The sequence below is a fragment of the Enterococcus sp. AZ035 genome (genome assembly GCF_050548325.1).
Classification (GTDB): domain Bacteria; phylum Bacillota; class Bacilli; order Lactobacillales; family Enterococcaceae; genus Enterococcus; species Enterococcus faecalis.
The window spans coordinates 1,023,386-1,043,696 of the sequence record NZ_CP172958.1 but is presented as its reverse complement, the minus strand read 5'-3'; the positions used below and the strand labels follow the sequence as shown (position 1 = coordinate 1,043,696).

The following is a 20,311-nucleotide window of genomic DNA, read 5'->3' as shown; positions in this document are numbered from 1 at the left end:
TTGACACCTGAAAAAATTCCACGCTTTTTCCATGTTTACATCCCTAGTTCATCCGCCACCGCTTCAAAGAAATGATTTCTTAATTTATAGGCTTGGCTTTTACTAATAAATAATTGCTGGGCAAGTCCAATTAATGTTAAAGAGGGCCGTTTTTTCATATATAGTTCTTCAATAATCACGCGCGTTTGTTCATCCGCTTCGGCTAAACAATTTTTGATAATGTCTCGATTTCTCTCTAAGTTCCACAGACGACGATCCATAGCTATCGTAATCGCCATTCGTTCGGTCACTACAGAGTGAAGTCCTTGTCCTCTAATACCAGCATTTAAATCTGCTTCTTGATAAGGGTGCCGTAATTCTTCTTCCCGTTGACGGATATACTCTTCTGTTTTATAAAAGTCTGCTAAAATATCTTTGATATAATTAAATGTTGACGTACGCATTGGTTAATCTCCTTTACTTTTATTCATTTAAAAGTGTTAATCGATAAATAAAATAACACTCTTTCGACATGTCTAAGCCGTGACGAATCGCTTCATCTGAATAACCGAGCCAAATTAAATAGAGATACTCGCTTTTTGTAAACGATGCGGCCTTGATGGATTGGATGGGTCTTGATTGATCCATCGACCAATTACCGATTGCTTGTCCTAATTCTTGAATTTCCTGCATAATAAGTTTATTTTTTTGACTTGCCCAATCGGGATATTGATTCATTAGTTGTAAGAGTCGTTTTCTTTTTTGTGCTTTTTCGCTTTGTTGCTTTGAAATATCTTTAAATACAACGCTTTTCATTTCAAATAAATCTTTTTTACGTTTTGTTAAATTACTCATGTTTACGGCCTTCTCTTTCACCAATTAGATAACCTAACATTAGTGTCATTGTCCAAAAGATAAACCCAATAATAATTGTTAACATATTTATTTCACACTCCTCATTCGTTTGTCTGTTGTGTCTTTATATTGGAAAACATAGCCACTGGCGTGCTTCATTAGACGAGAAATAATGCGTGTTCCATAGGCCTCCACCAGTTGTTTTCCAGAAAAATTAGTAGTAAAAATAGTTGCTTTATTCTGTCTAGCTTCTAAAATTCGGTTTAAGATGTCATTATTAAAATCCGTACTAACTTTATTTTTAATTCCTAATTCAGCACCTAAATCATCTAAAACCAAAACGTCTGCTTTTTTCATTCTAGTAATATACGCTTGAGCCTTTGCTTGGCTTTTGGCCGATTCATTCATGGACATTTTTAGTTTTTCTAATAACTCAGAGTAGCTGACAAATAAACAATACTTTTGATATGCAGAGCGTTCTAAGACTTCAACTAAAATACTGATAGCCAAATGACTTTTACCGACACCAGGTTTCCCTGAAAAAATAACGTGGATTGGCTTTCCTTCAACAATCGCTGAAACTGCTGCTAAGGCCCGTTCTTTTGCTTGTCTTGTTTCTAATTCAGTGGTTTGGTAATTGGTTAAACGACATTGCCGTAGCGCATCATCAGCAATTAAGGACCCTTGATGAAAAAATTTTTGTGTACGTGCCATAAAACTCTCTTGAGAACGTTGTTGATTGGCTTGTTGTTCATGTTTTTTTAGCATTTTATACCCACACGACCAACAAGTTGGGGCACAACGTTCTGTGCCATCTTTATTTTTTTGTTGCCAAACATATTGTTCACTGCCACATTCAGGACAACGGTCTTCAACTTTTTCTAACAATTGACTCAATAGTATTTGAAAAGTTTGATCTGTCGCATGCATACTGATTTCCTCCTTTCTTTAAAAACCTAACTCTTGATATTCTTCTGTCATTTGCGGCGCATGCTCCAACACTTGTTTTTTATCATTTACCAGAACTTCATGTACGGATAAATAATTTTGTTGCTCCCAACTTTTCAAAATAGCATTTACATAGCCGTAATTCCGTTTATTTCGATCGACGGCAATTCCTAAAGCATGCAAGATTAATTGGCATGCTTCCTCTTGGCTAGCCCCTTTTTGTATAAAATCTTGCAACCAATACTTAAAATCTTGGCTTGTTTTTGAGGCCAGTGTACCAAAGCCGTTTTCCTCATAAAAATGATAAATCATCTTTAAACAATCGTTTTCTGAACTACTGCCTTGACTCTGACCTAACTTAGACTGGACTATGCTTTCCTGTGGTAACCGTTGGTAGTCAGCTGGTTGACCACCGACAGACGATTCTGCTTTAAACGTATAAGCTTTGCTATTTTTTTCAACAATCTGATTTTTCTCTTCTTGATACAAGGTTGGTTTGTAACGATCACTGCGAATATAATTATGAATTTTCCAATGTTTGATAACGATCACACCACTTTCAAATACTAGAATAAATTTTTTAACCATCAACAATTTTAGATCGTCTTCCCCACAACCGACCATTCGCTGCAATTTTTTGGGATTATTGATAAATCCATCATCATCGGCACGCATCGCTAAATGAAAATACAGAGCCTGACTTGATAAGGGCATATCTAAAAACGCATCACTATCAATAATCGTTTTTGCAAACATGCGTCGTTCTGCCAATCCGCTTCTCTCCTTTTGACTAAATTATTGTTACTCTGTTAGTAATTCCATGAGGCCAATCATACCAATCACGATGGCCCCAATTTTTATTGAGACACTGCTTATTAATAAAATAATTGCTAAAAGTAACATATCCGACAACGTTTTTTTATAATTCCGACTCATTTCTTCACCCTTCCCACCAAAATACGGTTTCCCGAACAAAGTGTTCAAAAAAATTAGTTCAGTTAACCGAACATTTGAATGGCTCTATCTTAGCATCAAATATTTTCACTGTCAACTCATAAGTTCGGTTTTATGAACTTCTAAATTTAATTGCGATTGTTACTTGCCTTCTCTAAACAGGTATAGTATACTTTGAGGCAATAGGAGGTTCGGAAATATGAACATTTTTGCTGTCCGTTTAAAAGAGGCTTTAACAGCCAAGAACATCAAACCTAGTGATTTAGCGAAAAAAACTGGCATCGGTAAATCTTCGATCAGCGATTGGCTAGCTGGTCGTTACGAAGCAAAACAAGACAAAGTTTATCGCATTGCAGATGCATTAGACATTAATGAGGCCTGGTTGATGGGACAAGAAGTTCCCATGGAAAAAAATGCCTCAACTATCGACCGCATTTATAAAAAATTAGAACCCCAACGACAAGCCATCGTTTATCAATTTGCCGAACAACAATTACACGAACAACAAACGCAAGCAGAAATTCTCTCATTCCCTCGCCGTGACGAAATGACACTGGCTGCCCACGCTGGGGATCCAGAAAAGATATTTTCAAAAGAAGAGATCGAGAAAATTCACGATTACTTGGATGAAATTGATGCCAAATATCAACAATCGATTTCTTCTGACAAAAAAGAGGATTAACTTCCCATCTACTCTTTTTATTAAGTAATGGCAGGTGAATGGTAAAGTGAATGATTATGAAAAACTCGTCAGTTCCATTCAAAAGGATGTGACGGTTTTAGAAATTGATTTATACAATCAAACAGGTTGTTATGGGTTGTATCGAAATGGCAAAATTTATATTGAAAAAACATTGAGTACCCGTCAAAAGAAGAATATTTTAGCCGAGGAATACGGGCATTATCAAACATCCGTTGGCACTATTTTAAATCAAAATTGTACAGAAAATCGGAAGCAAGAGTTGAAAGCTCGCAATGTGGCCTTAGAGCAATTAGTTACATTAGACGATTTAATTCGTTGCTCTGAAGCTGGCTTAAGTAACCATTATTCTTGTGCTGAATTTTTGGAAATCGATGTTGAAACATTAAAAAATGTGATTACGTACTATCGACAAAAGTATGGCGCCACTTATCTTTATAAAGGACGGATTTTTGAATTTAGGGATTATTCTGTGATGGTATTAAATACTGGGTTAACTTAAAAAGCATGGAACAAAATCAATAAGGATTTTGTTCCATGCTTAAAAGTATTCTGGAAAATTCAAGAGCGTTTTTTGTACCAATGGTTAATATGTCCAACGCCAAGCATAAGATTGGGGACAAGTATAAGGACGAATATAAATGACGGCCAAAATCCGATGAACTGAATAATATGTTCCCGCATACTATGTAGTACAAAGAAGAAAAGAAAAAAGTACAGGGAACTCTTGCCTGAACCCATTTCTTTTAAATAACGATCTCCATTTTTATAGAAAACAACAATTCTTTTCATCTTTGCACCTCCATGACTATTTTATCAAGAAATCATGAAAAGAAAAAGCACACCATTCGTCTGGTGTGCTTTTTCTTTTTAATTATTCACCTTGATTCAACTTACGAATCAACTCATCAATGTGATTTCCGTATTGGACAGATTCGTCTCTTTCAAAAATCAACTCTGGTGTTTTATACAAGGTTAACCGTTGTCCTAATTCTTTACGAATCAGTCCTTTGGCTTTGTCTAAGCCTTGTTGAGCTTTTTGTTGTTCGGAAGCTAAATCAGATAACAAGCTGTAATAAATCGTTGCTTGTTGTAAATCACCGGTCACACGAACATCTGTAATAGTGATGCCTTGGACGCGTGGATCTCTGATGCGTTTGTTCAAGATATCATTCACTTCACGCATGATTTCTTGACCTACACGACGGTCACGATAATTTGCCATAGTGTCTTCCTCCAATTACTAAAATTATTGTTTGATTTCTTCCATAATGAAGCCTTCAATCGCATCATCTACACGTAAATCATTGAAGTTTTCAATCATAGCGCCACATTCAAAACCAAGTTTGACTTCTTTCACGTCATCTTTAAAGCGTTTCAAGCTTGCTAATTTACCTTCATAAATAACAATACCATCACGAATGACACGCACGCCACTATCGCGGCGAATAAAGCCTTCTGTAACATAACAGCCAGCGATTGTGCCAACTTTAGATACTTTGTACAATTCACGAACCGTCATTTGACCCGTAATTTTTTCTTCAAATTCTGGATCTAATAACCCTTTCATCGCTGTTTCGATTTCTTCTAGGGCTTTATAGATAATACGGTGTAAACGAATATCAACTTCTTCTTGTTCTGCTTGTTGTTTCGCTTGTGGTGTTGGGCGAACGTTAAAGCCGATAATAATCGCATTACTTGCTGCGGCTAAAGTTACGTCGCTTTCATTGATGGCCCCAACTGCCGCGTGAACAATTTTCACACGAACGCCTTCTACATCAATTTTTTGTAAACTTGCTGAAACGGCTTCGGCAGATCCTTGTACGTCTGCTTTGACAATGATATTAACTTCTTTTAATTCGCCTTCTTTTAGACTTTCAAATAAGTTATCCAATGTCACACGGCTACTTGCTGAACGTTGTTCAAGCAACGCACGTTTAGCCCGTTCTTCCCCTGCTTGACGTGCTGTTTTTTCATCTTCAAAGACCACAAAACGATCACCCGCTTGAGGAACATCATTTAATCCGGTAATTTCTACAGGAGTTGCGGGTCCTGCTTCTTTATCACGGCGGCCCATGTCATTGGTCATCACACGAACACGTCCGTAAGTATTACCAACAACGATTGGATCACCAACATGTAAAGTTCCTTGTTGAACGAGTAATGTCGCAACCGGACCTTTACCTTTATCTAAGCGCGCTTCAATCACTGTTCCAATTGCTTTTTGCGTTGGATCAGCTTTTAAGTCTTCTACTTCAGCAATCAATAAAATATTTTCCAATAGCTCATCAATGTTTTGATTGAATTTCGCTGAAATATTGACGAAAATCGTATCTCCGCCCCATTCTTCAGGAATTAATTCATGTTCACTTAATTCTTGTTTCACATGATCAGGATTTGCACCAGGCTTATCAATTTTGTTAACTGCTACAATAATCGGCACTTTTGCCGCTTTGGCATGGTTAATCGCCTCGATTGTTTGTGGCATTACTCCATCGTCCGCTGCAACAACTAAGATGGTAATATCAGTGATGCTGGCACCACGCGCGCGCATACTTGTAAAGGCCGCATGTCCTGGTGTATCTAAGAACGTAATTGGTTTGCCATCAATATCTAACTGATAGGCACCAATATGCTGCGTGATACCGCCTGCTTCACCTGAAGTCACACGAGAATGGCGCAATGTATCTAATAATGTTGTTTTCCCGTGGTCTACGTGTCCCATGATTGTGACAACAGGGGGACGTGTAGTTAAGTTTTCTTCAACAACTGCTTCTGGTTCGAAGAATTTATCAATGTCCGCAATATCAACTTGAACTTTTTCTTGCGGTTCCATGCCATAGTCCACAGCTAATAATTCAATTGTATCTTTATCTAAGGCTTGGTTTTGGTTAACCATGACACCCATCATAAATAATTTTTTGATGATTTCCGCTGGTTCGCGGTGGATTTTTTTCGCAATATCCGCCACGTTCATACCTTCTGTATATTCTAAAACATCTGGTAATTCACGGAATTTACGTGCTGGTACTGCTGGCTTCGCTGATTCTTGTTGATGTTTGCCTTTTTTCCCTTTTTTGTTGAAACGATTGCGGTTTTGGTTATTAAAGTTATTCCGGTTATTACGATTTTGACCGCCACCAAAATTGTTGTTACGGTTTTGGCCGCCACGGTTTTGGTTGTTCCCGCCATTGTTATTTTGGCTGGTCCGATTTTGATTCGTTGTAGAACCGTTATTGTTTTGGGTATTGCGGTTTTGATTGTTTGTATTTGTTTGATTGCTACGGTTTTGTGTGTTGCTTTGGCCGTGACGATTTTGGTTGTTGTTGTTTCTTTGTTGTCCATTCGTTGATTGATTGTTTGGACGATTTTGGTTATTTCTTTGTTCACCAGGTTTATTGTTCATTGGTTTCTTATTGGCTGGTTTATTTTGTGTTGTTTGTTGCTTTTGGTTGTTTGTTGCTTTTGATTGAGTATTTACGGTACTTCCTCCTCCGAATGCTTGACGAAGCTTTGTTTCTTGCTCGGAACTAATTGCGCCCATATGGTTTTTAACATCCATACCTAATTGATGCGCTTTATCGACAACGTCTTTGCTTGCTTTATTCATTTCTTTTGCTAGTTCATAAATTCTTTTTTTTCCCATGCAATCACCTTCCTAACCTTTTAGTAATTCCTTGATTTTGGTGGCAAATCCTGCATCAGTTACTCCGATAACCATTCGTGGTCGCCCAATCGCTTGGCTGAGCTCGAATTGACTGAACAGTTCGCTAACAGGAACATTATAATAAGAACTTTTGTCCTTGATTTTCTTTCTAGTATTCTCACTGGCATCTTGCGCAACAAACACAAATTTCGCTTTGTTTGCACGAATATCTTTAAGGGTTAATTCCTCGCCTGTGACTAATTTACCGGCGCGCATTGCTAAACCTAAAAGGTTCAAAATTTTGGTTTTATTTTCCATCGCCAAACAACTCTTTGCGGGCTTTTTGATGTGTTACATAATCCAATAGTTCTTGATAAAATTCATCACTTAATTTTGTTTCTAAGACACGATCAAGAATTTTTTTATCCCAAGCTTTTTGGACTTCCGCAGGATCCAAATCAACGTAAGCGCCACGTCCAGGTAATTTACCAGTTGGATCTAAGGCCACCTCGCCTTCTTTGGAGCGAGTAATTCTGACTAATTCTTTTTTCGGTTTCATTTCGCCTGAAACAACCGATTTACGCATTGGAATTTTTCTCTTTTTCATTTTTTCACCCTCCAAAAACGTTATTCTTGTTCAGGTAATTCTTCTGTAATTTCTGCTTCAACAACTGCTTCTTCAGCAGCCAAGTTTTCGTAATCATCTGCCGTCATATCTGAATGGATAATTGCTTCATCCATTTCTTCTGCCACTTCGGCAACTTCTTGATTGGCTTGTTGTTCATAAAATTCAGCCATATCAGATTCTGATTTGATATCAATTTTATGGCCCGTTAATTTAGCAGCTAAGCGCGCATTTTGACCACGTTTACCAATTGCTAATGACAATTGATAATCAGGTACAACAACTGTACATGCTTTGCTATTTTCTGGATCAAAAATAACATCTAATACTTGAGCTGGATTCAAGGCATTACTAATATAAATAGCTGGATCTTCGTTCCATTCCACAATATCCATATTTTCGCCTTTTAATTCATTCACAATCGCTTGGACACGTTGGCCTTTTGGACCAACACAGGTACCCACTGGGTCAATATTAGGATCTGTTGAACGAACGGCTACTTTTGAACGATCGCCAGCTTCACGAGCGACGCTTACGATTTCAACAATTCCATCATAAACTTCTGGAATTTCTTGTTCAAAAAGACGTTTTAGTAAATCTGGATGACTACGGCTTACAAAAACTTGTGGGCCTTTTGATGTGTTTTCAACACGTGATACGTAAACTTTAATCCGATCATGCGGTTGGTAAAATTCATTTGGCATTTGATCTTGTTTTGATAAGACTGCTTCGATTTTACCTAAGTTTACATAAATATAACGACGATCTTGACGTTCAACAATTCCTTGCATGATGTCATTTTCATATTCGCTAAATTCATTATAAATAATTGTTCTTTCTGCTTCACGGACACGTTGTAAAATTACTTGCTTTGCTGTTTGGGCAGCAATGCGGCCAAAGTCTTTTGGCGTAACTTCAAAACGAATTTTGTCGCCGATTTCATATGCACCATTTAATGCAACGGCATCTTTTAATGAAACTTCCAATTGTGAATCAAATACTTCTTCTGTTACTTCTTTGACAGCATACACATGAATATTGCCTTTTTTTGGTTCAAATTCAACTTCGACGTTGCTTGCTTGTCCATAATGTCTTTTATATGCAGAAACTAAAGCTGCTTGTAACGCTTCAATCACCGTATCTTTAGGAATCCCTTTTTCAGCTTCTAATACGTCTAATGCATTTAACATTTCTTTGCTCATTGTTTTTCTTTTCCTCCTATGGATTCGTTAAAGCTGAACGAGTGGTTCTTCTTCCAAGGGAAAAACTTCTCGTTAAAACTTGTCACAGGCCTAGCTAAAAGTAAAACTTTTAGTGGACCCTTTTTTACATTCGAGTCTGTTGATTAAAATTGAATGGCTAAACGAGCTTTTGCGATATTTTTACGTTCAAAAGTCATTTCCTTCACTCTGGTTTTAATTTTTACACTTAATGTTAATTGTTCTGAATCAAGATGGACTAAGGTACCCTCAATCTGTTTTTCTCCATCAACTGCTTGATAAAGAGAAATATGAATGTACTTACCTACCGCTTGTTCATAATCGCTTTCTTTCTTTAACGGACGTTCTGCTCCCGGAGAAGAAACTTCCAGAAAGTACGCTTGCGGAATTGGATCTGGATCCATTGCATCTAGTTTTTCACTTAATTTTTCGCTGACAAAGGCACATTCCTCAATATCAATGCCACCTTCTTTATCGATAAATACTCGTAAAAACCAATTTTTTCCTTCCTTAACAAACTCTACTTCCACAAGTTCAAAATTTTGTTCTTCTAAGATTGGTGTGACTAACTTTGTTACAGTTTCCACAGCACTACTCAAAATTTTCGCCTCCTTCGAGATTGATGTAACGAACCGTGTCCTGATGACTTTTCCATCAAAAAGAGTGAGCAGAAATCCGCTCACTCCCAACTAGTATCATTACGCTAAAGATAGTATAGCACAGAACCACTCCAAACTCAAATGAACAAGCTAAATCTCTCGAAATTTGCACATTTTGTCTCGATTACTGAAACTATCTAAGCGATTATTTTTTCGTTTTAAAATAGATAAATAATCCTTGAATCAAAAGAAGGCTACCTAAGAAAAGAAACGCGTTTTCTTTTGTTTCTCCTGTTTTTGGCAATTCCTTATTACGAATCGCCTGTTTTTCAATGGTTATTGAAGTAGTTTCTGTGGTTGAATTCGTGGTAGTATCTGTTGTCCCACTCGTTGGTGGTGTGGTACTTTCTATAGGTTTTTCTGGCGTATAGTGATTAGTAAATACTTGACCTCCATCATACTGAGTAGTTGCTACAAGATTTCCTAAAAGCGCCTCGACGGTTACTTGAACTTGAAGGTTGTGCGTATCGTAGGAAACACCTGTCTGTTGCGTGTTTACTTCCCGAATGGTGTATTGATAGTTTCCAGGAGTTTCAAAGGTTAATGGTGAAAATTGAATTTTCCCTAAAGTATCGTTACTAACCGTTTCTAGTACTGTGCCTTTCTCATCTAACAATTCAAATTGAAATTCAGCATCCTTCAGTGGTTTTCCTAAAAGAACTTTTCCAGCTAAAAATGAAGCAGCGACTGGTTGATATGAAATCTTATGATTCACAACAGTTTTCAGTGCAACTAAGTTTTTACCAAAGTCTTCAGGTGTTATTGGAATCTTGTTTTGCGAAAGTTGGTAACCGGTAGGTGCTTTGGTTTCTACTAAAGTATAGTTATCTTTTAACAAGCCTTTAACAATCGCTGTTCCGTTTTGATCTGTTGTGATTTTAGCCACTGTTTGATTGGTTGAGTTTCGAATGAGTTCAAATTCTGCACCTGCTAAACGCTGGCCTGCTTCATCTTCTTTATGAATTTCAACAACATATTGTTCACCATTAGCTTCTCCACCACCTGTTTGTGAGACACGACTCACTTCGACTTCTTCCACCACCGTTTGATTTTCTGTTAACTTTGCATAATTTGTGAAGGTTTCACCTTTTTCGGGAAGATGATCGATTTTGGTTTTATAGGTGATACGATATTCGTTAGTCCCAATATTGCCAAAATGCACCGAAAAATTACGGTCATCAGGACCATACTGGACAGCCAACTGACCAGTTATATCTTCCTCTGGCGTGAATTGCCAAATAGCATTTCCATCCAGTGTCCATTGTCCTCGTTCAATTTTCATAGTGTCTTTCATATAACTTAAACTTTCTGTTTTTAGCACATCTTCCACTTCTAAATCAGTATACGTTTGCCCTGTTGGATTAATCCGTAGTACATTGTAAATTTCGGTTGGATCGTCTTCGATAAACCACGAATACTTGCTAAATTTTTCGTTAACATCATCGCCTTCACCTTGGTAATCAAGATCGCCAGCAAATATTTTTTCCCCTTCAACCGTGACGTAAATAGGAATCTTGGATTCATTTTCGACATTTTCGAAATCAATCAAACTTGTAAAATATAAAGACCCACTAATATTGGCATGGTTTTCTACGTAATCTGTATACGTTAACGTGACCGTTTTATTTGCTACATCGGTCTGTGCGATTGCAACCACAGCACCTGTATCATCTACTACATTAAAGGTCATATTTTTCTCGAGACGTAGCTCTTCGGGTAAAGTAATCACACTCGTATCCCCACTATTAACGGTATTATCCGGTAAGTTGAACTCAATTCGGAGGTAGATGTCTGTATATTGATTAATGGTCCCAAGTGGGTTTCCCTCTTTGTCCGTTAGTTGAATCGCTGTCACAATGTTGCCCACTTGTTTACGCGGCACTACATTTGGCGTAGCAGAAATTTGATTGGTTTCACTGGTACTAGTTGGTTCCGTTTGCGCATATCCTGTTTCAAGTTTCAGAAAAGGCGTTATCAGCGTCGACAAAAGAATGAAAAACATTCCCCAATAGACAAAACTTCTTTTTTTCATTTTTATTCAATCCTTCCTATCTAAAATAATTGGTTAGGTTTATACTATCAAGGATTAACTAGGTGCAAGTGTTTTTATTTTTCCCAACGATAAAAAACAAAAAACACCGAACCAAAATAATTTTGGCTCGGTGTTTTGCTCCTAATGTCTTTTCTTATAAAACCATAATTGAACTTTTTCAGAAATGGTTGATAAATGTTGGAAAGTTGAGTCTGCTGCAAAGAAAAGAATGGCTAAAAGTAACAAGGCTGTTGGCGATACCGAAGTTAACGAGAACAAGTTTTTCATGGAAATACTTGTAATAACCATTCCGATTAAACAGCCAATCATTACGCGCTTGCGGTAACGATTCATTGGTGAACTAATTTTATAAAGAACCATAAAGCCGACTGAAACTAGCAACAATGTTGCAGTCGTTGAAATGTCCGTTTTTTGAAGTGCAAGAATATCACCACAAATTAGTAAGGCACCGACTACTAACATATCCGTTAACCCACCAGGAATTGCTTTTGATAACACATTGAAAAGAAATTTCCCTTCAATGCGACGATGATTTGGTTCCAAAGCTAGAAATGTCGAAGGAATCCCAATTGTAAATAAACTAATCAATGTGACTTGTGTCGGTTGTAAAGGATATGTCACGGCAAAAATCATAGCAAAGACAGACATCAGCAAGGAGAAAATATTTTTTACAAGGAATAAACTTGAAGAGCGTTCAATGTTATTAACTACTTGGCGGCCTTCAAAGACAACCTCCGGCATCGTTGAAAAATCAGAATCCAACAACACAACTTGCGAGGCTTGTGCTGTAGCTTGATTTCCTGAAGCCATGGCAATACTACAATCTGCTTCTTTCATGGCTAAAATATCATTGACTCCATCCCCTGTCATCGCCACTGTATGATCTAATTTTTTCAACAATAATACAAATTGTTTCTTTTGTTCTGGCGTGACACGACCAAAAACGGTGTATTTTTCTAAAGCTTCTGTCTGGGCTTCCATTGTAGTTAATGTTCGCGCGTCCACATAATTTTCAGCACCAATAATGCCTGCCGCTTGTGCTACATTGGATACTGTTAAAGGATTATCGCCAGAAATGACCTTAATAGCCACATTTTGTTCAGCGAAATATTCAAAAGTTGCTTTGGCTTCTTTACGAATCGGATTCCAAAGAAGAATGTAGCCTAGAGGTTGAACCTCTGCTGCCAACGTTTCCTGAAATTCTCCTAAATACTTTCCGAACACCAATAAGCGATAGCCTTGACTTGTATAATGTTCCACTTCAGATTGATACATTTCATAATTGTCTCTCAAAATCATCTCTGGCGCCCCAAGAATATACGTCGCTTCCGGGAAAGTCACGCTACTAAATTTTTCGACAGACGAAAACGAGGTATAACTAACGGCTTCCCTCTGATTATTAGTAACAAAAAATTCTTTCATCGCTTTCATCGTATCGTTGTCAGCTGACATTGTTCGGCAAAAATCGCCAATTAATTTTTCGACATTGGTTAAGTCTGTACCATCATTTTCGGTACTCACCACAGGAACCAACTCTTGGACTTCCATCGTGTTTTCAGTAATTGTTCCTGTTTTATCTACACATAACACATCGACACGTGCTAAGGATTCGATACTTTTCATGTTGTGCAATAAAACGCCGCGCTTCGCTAAGCGCATTGTGCTGGCAGCTAATGCAACGGTTGTTAAAAGGTACAACCCTTCCGGAATCATCCCAATCAAGGCAGCTTCCATGGAGACAATGCTGTCATGAAGCCCTTGATGGTTGATGAAATAACTTTGGAAAAATAGAACACAGCCGATTGGAATAATAATAATCCCTACCCATTTCACCAAACGGTTAATGGAACCGACCATCTCTGATTGTTCCCCTTTTTTAATTGATTTCGCTTCAAGCGTTAATTGATGAACATAGGCCTCAGCGCCAATTTTATCAATTCTTGCATAACAAGAACCTGACACAATAAAGCTACCTGACAAAAGTTGGCTATCTGCTACTTTGGTAATCTCATCAGATTCCCCGGTTAACAAGGATTCATTCACACGGACTTCACCAGATAAGACAATTGCATCCCCAGAAATCTGTTCACCCGATTTAAAGAGCACCACATCGTCCAAAACCAGTTCATCTGGCGAAATTTCTTGTTCTTGGCCATCCCTCACAACGGTTACTTTTGTAGCATTTAGAATATTTAAGCTATCTAATACTTTCTTCGACTTAATTTCTTGGTAAATTCCAATGACCGTATTAATGATTACTACTGGCAAAAAGGTCATATTTTTATAAGATTGTACCAGCATTAATAACACACCTAGTACCACAAAAATTAAGTTGAAATACGTAAATACGTTATTAATAACAATCTGTTTCGTTGTGATAAACTCTGTATCGACGGCGGCATTGACTAAGCCTTTTCGCTGTCTTTCTTCAACTTGTGCGGCCGTCAAGCCTTGTTTATCTTCTGGATAATAGCGTTCTGCGTTAGCAGTCACTGCTATTGGTTCATTTTCTTGCATTTCTTTTTTTCTTCTCAAACACATCACCCCTTGTTCTAGTCGACTCTTTCATCGTCTCCTTCTCTCCCACAGTATAGCACTGAATAAAAATTTAGATAACAACTAGCGTCCAACTATAGAAAAAAATTATACATTTCCTAAACATTGTCATTTTCAGGAACAAGCTAACGCAAAACCTTTTCATTTACTTGTATTTCCTTTACTATAGTAAAGAAGAAATATCAAGAAATGAGGAACAATTGATGGCACAGAATCACGTAATTAAAGTTAGTAAAAAAACATTAGCAGAGATGACCACTGTTTATCAACCCAATCGTTTAAATAAAACGGTCCCTTATACTGTCTTTGTGGCCAAGGTTGGCACCACTACTATCACCGCTTATCAATCAGGTAAAGTCATGTTTCAGGGACCTCAAGCTGAAAAAGAGGCCGCTCGTTGGGAAGGAACGAGTACCACACCAAAGAAAAAAGTTTCTCCCCAGACTACTACACTGCCTGCTGATTTTGGCAACTGGTCTGTGATAGGTTCCGATGAAGTCGGTAATGGTAGCTATTTTGGTCCAGTAACTGTCTGTGCTGCCTATGTTGACAAAAGCATGATTAGCAAACTAAAATCATTAGGTGTTCGTGATTCCAAAGAATTAACCGACCCACAAATTATTCAATTGTCACATGTCATTAAAGAACTGATTCCTTACAAGTTATTAATCGTTGAACCCAAAAAATACAATGAGATCCAACCAAACTACAATGCTGTACACATGAAAGTCGCTTTGCATAACCAAGCGATTTATCTGTTGCTACAAGAATTGGCTCCCACAAAGCCAGAAGGGATTTTAATTGATCAGTTCACCCCTGAAAATAATTATCGGAAATATGTTCGTAATGAAAAAAATCAAGTCACTGAAAAATTGTTCTTCGTCACTAAAGGAGAGCAGTATCATGTTGCCGTTGCTGCCGCCTCTATTATTAGCCGCGCTGCTTTTTTAGAAGAGTTAGACAAAGAATCTGCAGAATTGGGTTTCTCTGTGCCCTCTGGTGCTGGCAGCAAATCAGACCAAGTAGCCGCCCGTATTTTGAAAAAAGGCGGCCTAGACTTATTAGCGAACTACGCGAAGCTGCATTTTGCAAACACCCAAAAAGCCCAAAAGTTACTATAAAATAAACACCAAGCAAAAGTCCCAATGCCGATTAGCGGCGCTGGGACTTTTGCTTGGTGTAAAAAATTATTTTTCAATTTCGATAAATAGGACTTTTAAGTAATTACCTTCTGGAAAATTAGGATTCACTTGAAAGTCTGCCGGTAATTGATACGTGTCCGTAATCTTGTAACGGACATTTTTCTCTTGCAAGGCAGTAATCACCATTTTTTGATATTTGGCTAAGGATAAATTTGCCGCATTGGTTGAGGCAATAAGCGTTCCCTTATCCGTTAAAATATCAATAGAATCTTTCACTAGCTCCCCATAATTTTTAGCAACGGAAAAAACTTTCTTTTTGTTGCGAGCAAAACTCGGCGGATCCAAAATGATCATGTCATAACTCAAGCCTTTACGCGAAGCATATTTAAAGTAGTCAAAAACATCCATAACAATAATCTTTTGCGGGGCAAGATTTAAATGATTGACTTCAAATTGCTCAGTCGTTTTCGGTAAGCTTCGTTTAGCTAAATCCACACTAGTGGTGGCCACGGCACCCCCCATAGCGGCAGCTACTGAAAAAGCACCTGTATAACTAAACATATTTAAGACTGTTTTACCTACTGCAAAACCATCTACTAATCGACCACGAACTTCTTTTTGATCTAAAAAGATGCCTGTCATTAATCCTTCGTTTAAATAGGTAGCAAATTGAACGCCATTTTCAGTGACAAGTAATGGCTCGGGTGCTTGTTCGCCATACAAAAACTGTGATTCTGGTAAATCTTTTGTGGAAAAGCGAATCTTTTCGTAGGCACCAATAATGTCAGGGTAAACTGTGCGAAACGCCGTCAAAAGTTCGGCTTTTTTCTGATAAAGGGTTTCATTATACCATGAAAAAACGGCGTAATCTGCATAGCGATCGATGATTAGTCCCCCAATGCCATCCCCTTCTCCATTAAATAATCGATACGCGGTTGTTAGCGAATCCTTTTCAAAAGACGTCCGCTTCTCACGACTTATTTCAAAGAGTTGTTGAAAAAAAGATTGATTAATTGGTCCATGCCATGACAGCAACCAACCAATTCCTTTATTTTGTTCGCCTAAATATCCTTCGGCTAAACGCTGGCCTTTACTATCAATCAAAGTAAGCCAATCTGTTGGCAACGGCGCTGGCACTTGTTGCAAATCTTCTTTCTGAATTAAAGGATATCCTTTTTTAAATTTATGTTCTGCTTTTTTAGTTACTTGAAGTTTCATTCTGTACACCTACTTTTCAAAGTCCTATCTAGTATAGCAAAAAAAGGCCCATCTGTCTTTAAAGGATTCAAGCTTCACGTCATTTAACGAACTAAAAAGTTTAAGGAAATAGTAAGTTTTCTTTAACATCACCATTCCTCACTTCGGTAAGAATTGACATAAAATTTGTGAAAGAGTAAAATTAAAGCGATATTGTAAAATACGAAATTTACCTAATTTTACTTTTATAGAATCATCGTTTAGAAAGGACGTTTATTTTGAAAAAATTATTTAAAACAAATATTTTGAACACGCGACTGGGGTTATTCTCGCTAATCGCCATCTTACTGTGGCTAAAAAACCTCTTTGCGTACGCCGTTGATTTCCATTTACGTTTGGAAAATATTAACGAGTACTTCATACTCTTAATTAATCCAATTGCCACAACGGTCTTTTTATTAGCCATCGCTTTGTATGTTCGCCGTAAAAAAGCTTCTTATATTACAATGATGATTATTTACTTCTTGATGAGTTTACTGCTCTTCTCAAATGTCGTGTATTATCGAGAATTTACTGACTTCATCACAGTTAATACGATGCTTGGTGCTGGCAAAGTAGCTAGCGGTCTTGGCGAAAGTGCCTTACGTCTCTTTAGACCTTATGACGTCATTTATTTCTTAGACTTCATTATTATTGGCGTATTATTATTAACGAAAAAAATTAAAACAGATGCGCGTCCAGTCCGCGCACGTGTAGCAGTCTCTGTCACACTCCTTTCTGTTGTCTTTTTCTTATTCAATCTATTTATGGCTGAAACAGAACGTCCCCAATTATTAGGACGTCAATTCTCTCGTGACTATATCGTGAAATTCTTAGGCTTAAATGCCTTTACCGTGTACGATGGCATTACGACTTACCAAACAAACCAAGTCCGTGCCGAAGCCAGTGCTAACGATATGAAACAAGTTGAAGATTACGTGAAACAACAATATGCGGCACCCGATGATAGTAAGTTTGGTATTGCAAAAGGCAAAAATGTAATTTATATCCATTTAGAAAGTTTCCAACAATTTTTAGTTAATTACAAATTAAAAGATGAAAATGGCGTAGAACACGAAGTCACACCATTTATCAATAGTCTTTACAATAGTAAAAGTACCTTTAGCTTTGATAACTTCTTCCACCAAGTTGGTCAAGGAAAAACAAGTGATGCCGAAACGTTACTTGAAAATTCACTATTTGGTTTAGACCAAGGTTCACTCTTTACACAAGTTGGTGGCAAAAATACGTTTGAAGCAGCACCCGATATTTTAAAACAAACGCAAGGTTACACTAGCGCTGCTTTCCACGGAAATGCCGGTAACTTCTGGAATCGAAATGAAACCTATAAACGTTTAGGCTATGACTATTTCTTTGATGCTAGTTATTATGATGTTAATTCAGATAACTCATTCCAATATGGGTTACACGATAAACCATTCTTTAATCAATCCGTTCAATATTTAGAACATTTACAACAACCGTTCTATTCTAAATTTATTGCTGTGTCCAATCATTATCCTTATTCTCAATTTACAAACGATGAAGCAGGATTCCCAATTGCAAAAACCTCTGACGAAACAATTAATGGTTACTTTGCAACAGCGAATTATTTAGATAAAGCGGTCGAAGAATTCTTTAACTACTTGAAATCTTCAGGTCTCTATGAAAACTCAGTCATTGTTCTTTATGGCGATCACTATGGGGTTTCTAATTCAAGAAACCAAAACTTAGCAGAGTTAGTAGGTAAAACCAAAGCAGATTGGAACGATTTTGACAACGCCAATATGCAACGTGTTCCTTATATGATTCACGTTCCTGGTCAAGAAAATGGCGGTGTGAACCATACGTATGGCGGCCAAGTTGATGCCTTACCAACCCTTCTACACTTGCTTGGTGTCGATACGAAAAACTACATTCAGTTAGGCCAAGATTTATTCTCTAAACAACACAATCAAATCGTTGCTTTCCGCAACGGCAATGTTGTAACACCTAAATATACTATTTTAGGTTCTAGCATTTACGATACTAAAACAGGCACTTTAATTACAGAGCCAACCGAAGAAGTTAAGAAAGAAGTCGCTGATTTAAAAGCCAAAGCGACGAAACAATTAGAAACGTCTGACCAAATTACTAACGGTGACTTGCTTCGTTTCTATACCAATAGCGGCTTAAAACCAGTTAACCCAGAAGACTATGATTACAAGAACCAATTGCAACAACTGGAAGCAATTGAAAAAGAAAAAGGTGAAAAATCAACGAGTGTTTACAGTAAAAACAATAATAAATCAACCGTTGATGAATATCACACTGACAGTTATCAAGGCTATCAAAAAACGGGTAAATAAATCTTCAAAAAGCTTGAGCAATTTGCTCAAGCTTTTTTGCTACTTTTTCATAATTAATTCATATTATTTCACTATACTAAAGATAGTTTAGAGAGGTGAAAGTTGATGAGAAGTGTCCGTTACGCTACAGCTAGTAGTTTTTATCATAAAAAAATCACGTTAATCACCGCACTCTTCTTCTTCCTGTTCTCTTTCTTATTGACTGGGCTGTTTAACTTAATTGATTTTGAAAAAGAGTTTTTACGAACGATGCCAGACTTTGTCGATATTGAAAAACAAACTAGTTACCATTACCAACTGATCCAATACTATTGGCACCTCTATCTAGGTAGTGTCATTTTCTTTGGTGTTACTTTTCTTCTGTTGATGTATGTGACATTACGCATAAAAAAGGAAGAAATACATACATGGTATCACATGCACTTTTCAAATATGTATGTCACCAAACAGCTCTTACTAGAGTTATGTTTACCGGCTCTATTAGGAATTTTCAGTTTTTTACTTTTCACTTTAATGTTTCAAGAAACGTATAATACTGTTCTTTGGGCTGCTCGTGATGCTATTTTACAGTGGTCTCATTTGGAAACTCCAGCATTTTTAGCTAAAAGTACCGACCAGGATGTCACGATTACAAATATCCAGCATTTAGGGATTCAAACGATCCAAGCGTTTTCTTTTGATTTTAAAAGTATGCAGTCACTTTATACAATCCGTAATTGCTTTGTTAACTGCTTAATCTTGCTTGGCATTCCTCTTGTTTGCGGGACTCCTTTCACGTTGATTTATTTACGTACACATAAGAAATAAGGGAGGGATTTTCTATGAATGTCACACCATCATTCAAAAAAATAACCGAAAAAAAATCCTCATTCGACGCGTTAGCTTTGCGAGAAGTTTATGGAATCATTTATTCTGCTCCAGAACAAGAACTCGCATTGGCCGATTTTTTCCAAACAAACCAATTAACCATTACTAGGCTTTCTTCTAGTGAAACCTTTTTGCCCTACTTGCCATTAGAAGAAAATTTATTTATCGCTAGTACGATCAAAGAACGGGATCGAAAAGTAGTTCTAGCCGAAGCTTTCCAGGTGTTCCAATTAGAACCTGCCTTACTTGGTCGTTCCTTTACTTCTTTTACGACTTTTGAAAAAATTAAAATGCGCATAATACAACTTTTGCTTTCAAAAACAAGTACGTTAGTGATTGATGACATCTTTTCTTCATTAACGATTGGACAACGTCAAGAAATTTTACCTCAATTAAAAATAGCAGTTCAAAAAAGAAACAAGCGCTTGCTATTTCTGACAAAAGATCCACAAATTATTGATAGTCCCTATGTGCACCCCCTGTCTCTACATGCGTTATTAAACTAAAGAAAACGTCTGGCACT

General features: G+C 37.3%; 21 protein-coding genes. 6 read left to right on the top strand and 15 right to left on the bottom strand.

What is annotated here, in order from left to right; all coding sequences use genetic code 11:
• Positions 1-35: 35 nt before the first annotated feature.
• The 5 genes from IGL32_RS05090 to IGL32_RS05070 all read right to left on the bottom strand — a co-directional run bounded on the left by IGL32_RS05090 (position 36) and on the right by IGL32_RS05070 (position 2,766).
• Entirely contained in the window at positions 36-443 is a 408-nt protein-coding gene (locus IGL32_RS05090; protein WP_002379371.1) for a RinA family phage transcriptional activator, read from the bottom strand.
• Between the two features lie 19 nt (positions 444-462).
• Positions 463-855 carry a hypothetical protein gene (locus IGL32_RS05085; protein ID WP_002360492.1) on the bottom strand — a complete coding sequence of 131 codons (393 nt, stop codon included), beginning with the start codon at positions 853-855 and terminating at the stop codon, positions 463-465.
• A gap of 66 nt (positions 856-921) precedes the next feature.
• Positions 922-1,764 (bottom strand): ATP-binding protein, encoded by an 843-nt coding sequence (locus IGL32_RS05080; protein ID WP_002379370.1) that lies wholly within the window; start codon positions 1,762-1,764, stop codon positions 922-924.
• An 18-nt stretch (positions 1,765-1,782) separates the two neighbouring features.
• Positions 1,783-2,538 carry a DnaD domain protein gene (locus tag IGL32_RS05075; RefSeq protein ID WP_002382234.1) on the bottom strand — a complete coding sequence of 252 codons (756 nt, stop codon included), beginning with the start codon at positions 2,536-2,538 and terminating at the stop codon, positions 1,783-1,785.
• A gap of 45 nt (positions 2,539-2,583) precedes the next feature.
• Positions 2,584-2,766 carry a hypothetical protein gene (locus IGL32_RS05070; protein WP_002379367.1) on the bottom strand — a complete coding sequence of 61 codons (183 nt, stop codon included), beginning with the start codon at positions 2,764-2,766 and terminating at the stop codon, positions 2,584-2,586.
• A gap of 169 nt (positions 2,767-2,935) precedes the next feature.
• Here IGL32_RS05070 and IGL32_RS05065 point away from each other — a divergent pair, with 169 nt between their 5' ends.
• Complete coding sequence (locus IGL32_RS05065; protein ID WP_002360496.1) at positions 2,936-3,418, top strand: helix-turn-helix domain-containing protein; 483 nt, start codon at positions 2,936-2,938, stop codon at positions 3,416-3,418.
• Positions 3,419-3,452: 34 nt separating this feature from the next.
• Positions 3,453-3,938 carry a toxin gene (locus IGL32_RS05060; protein WP_002382232.1) on the top strand — a complete coding sequence of 162 codons (486 nt, stop codon included), beginning with the start codon at positions 3,453-3,455 and terminating at the stop codon, positions 3,936-3,938.
• 59 nt (positions 3,939-3,997) lie between these two features.
• On the opposite strand, the gene IGL32_RS05055 is transcribed toward IGL32_RS05060, so the two are convergent.
• From IGL32_RS05055 to IGL32_RS05015, 9 genes are all read right to left on the bottom strand, one after another.
• Positions 3,998-4,228 (bottom strand): hypothetical protein, encoded by a 231-nt coding sequence (locus IGL32_RS05055; RefSeq protein ID WP_002382231.1) that lies wholly within the window; start codon positions 4,226-4,228, stop codon positions 3,998-4,000.
• An 82-nt stretch (positions 4,229-4,310) separates the two neighbouring features.
• Positions 4,311-4,661, bottom strand: a complete 351-nt coding sequence (gene rbfA / locus IGL32_RS05050) for a 30S ribosome-binding factor RbfA (RefSeq protein WP_002360497.1) — start codon at positions 4,659-4,661, stop codon at positions 4,311-4,313.
• Between the two features lie 24 nt (positions 4,662-4,685).
• On the bottom strand, positions 4,686-7,082 hold the full coding sequence (gene infB / locus IGL32_RS05045; RefSeq protein WP_002357859.1) for a translation initiation factor IF-2: 2,397 nt from the start codon (positions 7,080-7,082) through the stop codon (positions 4,686-4,688).
• Between the two features lie 12 nt (positions 7,083-7,094).
• A complete protein-coding gene (locus IGL32_RS05040) occupies positions 7,095-7,400 on the bottom strand; it encodes a YlxQ-related RNA-binding protein (RefSeq protein ID WP_002357860.1) in 306 nt (101 codons plus the stop codon).
• A complete protein-coding gene (gene rnpM, locus IGL32_RS05035; RefSeq protein WP_002363794.1) occupies positions 7,390-7,689 on the bottom strand; it encodes an RNase P modulator RnpM in 300 nt (99 codons plus the stop codon). Before rnpM ends, IGL32_RS05040 begins: the two co-directional genes overlap by 11 nt.
• A 20-nt stretch (positions 7,690-7,709) precedes the next feature.
• On the bottom strand, positions 7,710-8,909 hold the full coding sequence (gene nusA, locus IGL32_RS05030; protein WP_002357862.1) for a transcription termination factor NusA: 1,200 nt from the start codon (positions 8,907-8,909) through the stop codon (positions 7,710-7,712).
• 143 nt (positions 8,910-9,052) lie between these two features.
• Complete coding sequence (gene rimP, locus IGL32_RS05025; RefSeq protein ID WP_002357863.1) at positions 9,053-9,526, bottom strand: ribosome maturation factor RimP; 474 nt, start codon at positions 9,524-9,526, stop codon at positions 9,053-9,055.
• Positions 9,527-9,731: 205 nt separating this feature from the next.
• Positions 9,732-11,618, bottom strand: a complete 1,887-nt coding sequence (locus IGL32_RS05020; RefSeq protein ID WP_002379365.1) for an Ig-like domain-containing protein — start codon at positions 11,616-11,618, stop codon at positions 9,732-9,734.
• A 141-nt stretch (positions 11,619-11,759) separates the two neighbouring features.
• The gene (locus IGL32_RS05015; protein ID WP_156210057.1) at positions 11,760-14,180 is read right to left on the bottom strand and encodes a cation-translocating P-type ATPase; all 2,421 of its coding nucleotides are present in this window, start codon (positions 14,178-14,180) and stop codon (positions 11,760-11,762) included.
• A 218-nt stretch (positions 14,181-14,398) separates the two neighbouring features.
• Between IGL32_RS05015 and rnhC the strand changes: the two genes are divergently transcribed.
• Positions 14,399-15,316, top strand: a complete 918-nt coding sequence (gene rnhC, locus IGL32_RS05010; protein WP_002386662.1) for a ribonuclease HIII — start codon at positions 14,399-14,401, stop codon at positions 15,314-15,316.
• 66 nt (positions 15,317-15,382) lie between these two features.
• Here rnhC and IGL32_RS05005 read toward each other — a convergent pair whose 3' ends face one another.
• Positions 15,383-16,555: a class I SAM-dependent rRNA methyltransferase gene (locus IGL32_RS05005; RefSeq protein ID WP_002379363.1), complete on the bottom strand. Its 1,173-nt coding sequence runs from the start codon at positions 16,553-16,555 to the stop codon at positions 15,383-15,385.
• 257 nt (positions 16,556-16,812) lie between these two features.
• Here IGL32_RS05005 and IGL32_RS05000 point away from each other — a divergent pair, with 257 nt between their 5' ends.
• The 3 genes from IGL32_RS05000 (at position 16,813) to IGL32_RS04990 (ending at position 20,294) form a co-directional block, all read left to right on the top strand.
• Positions 16,813-18,921: an LTA synthase family protein gene (locus IGL32_RS05000; protein WP_002357869.1), complete on the top strand. Its 2,109-nt coding sequence runs from the start codon at positions 16,813-16,815 to the stop codon at positions 18,919-18,921.
• Between the two features lie 105 nt (positions 18,922-19,026).
• Positions 19,027-19,728 (top strand): hypothetical protein, encoded by a 702-nt coding sequence (locus tag IGL32_RS04995; protein WP_002360505.1) that lies wholly within the window; start codon positions 19,027-19,029, stop codon positions 19,726-19,728.
• 14 nt (positions 19,729-19,742) lie between these two features.
• Positions 19,743-20,294 (top strand): hypothetical protein, encoded by a 552-nt coding sequence (locus IGL32_RS04990; protein WP_002361678.1) that lies wholly within the window; start codon positions 19,743-19,745, stop codon positions 20,292-20,294.
• The last annotated feature ends 17 nt before the right edge of the window (positions 20,295-20,311 follow it).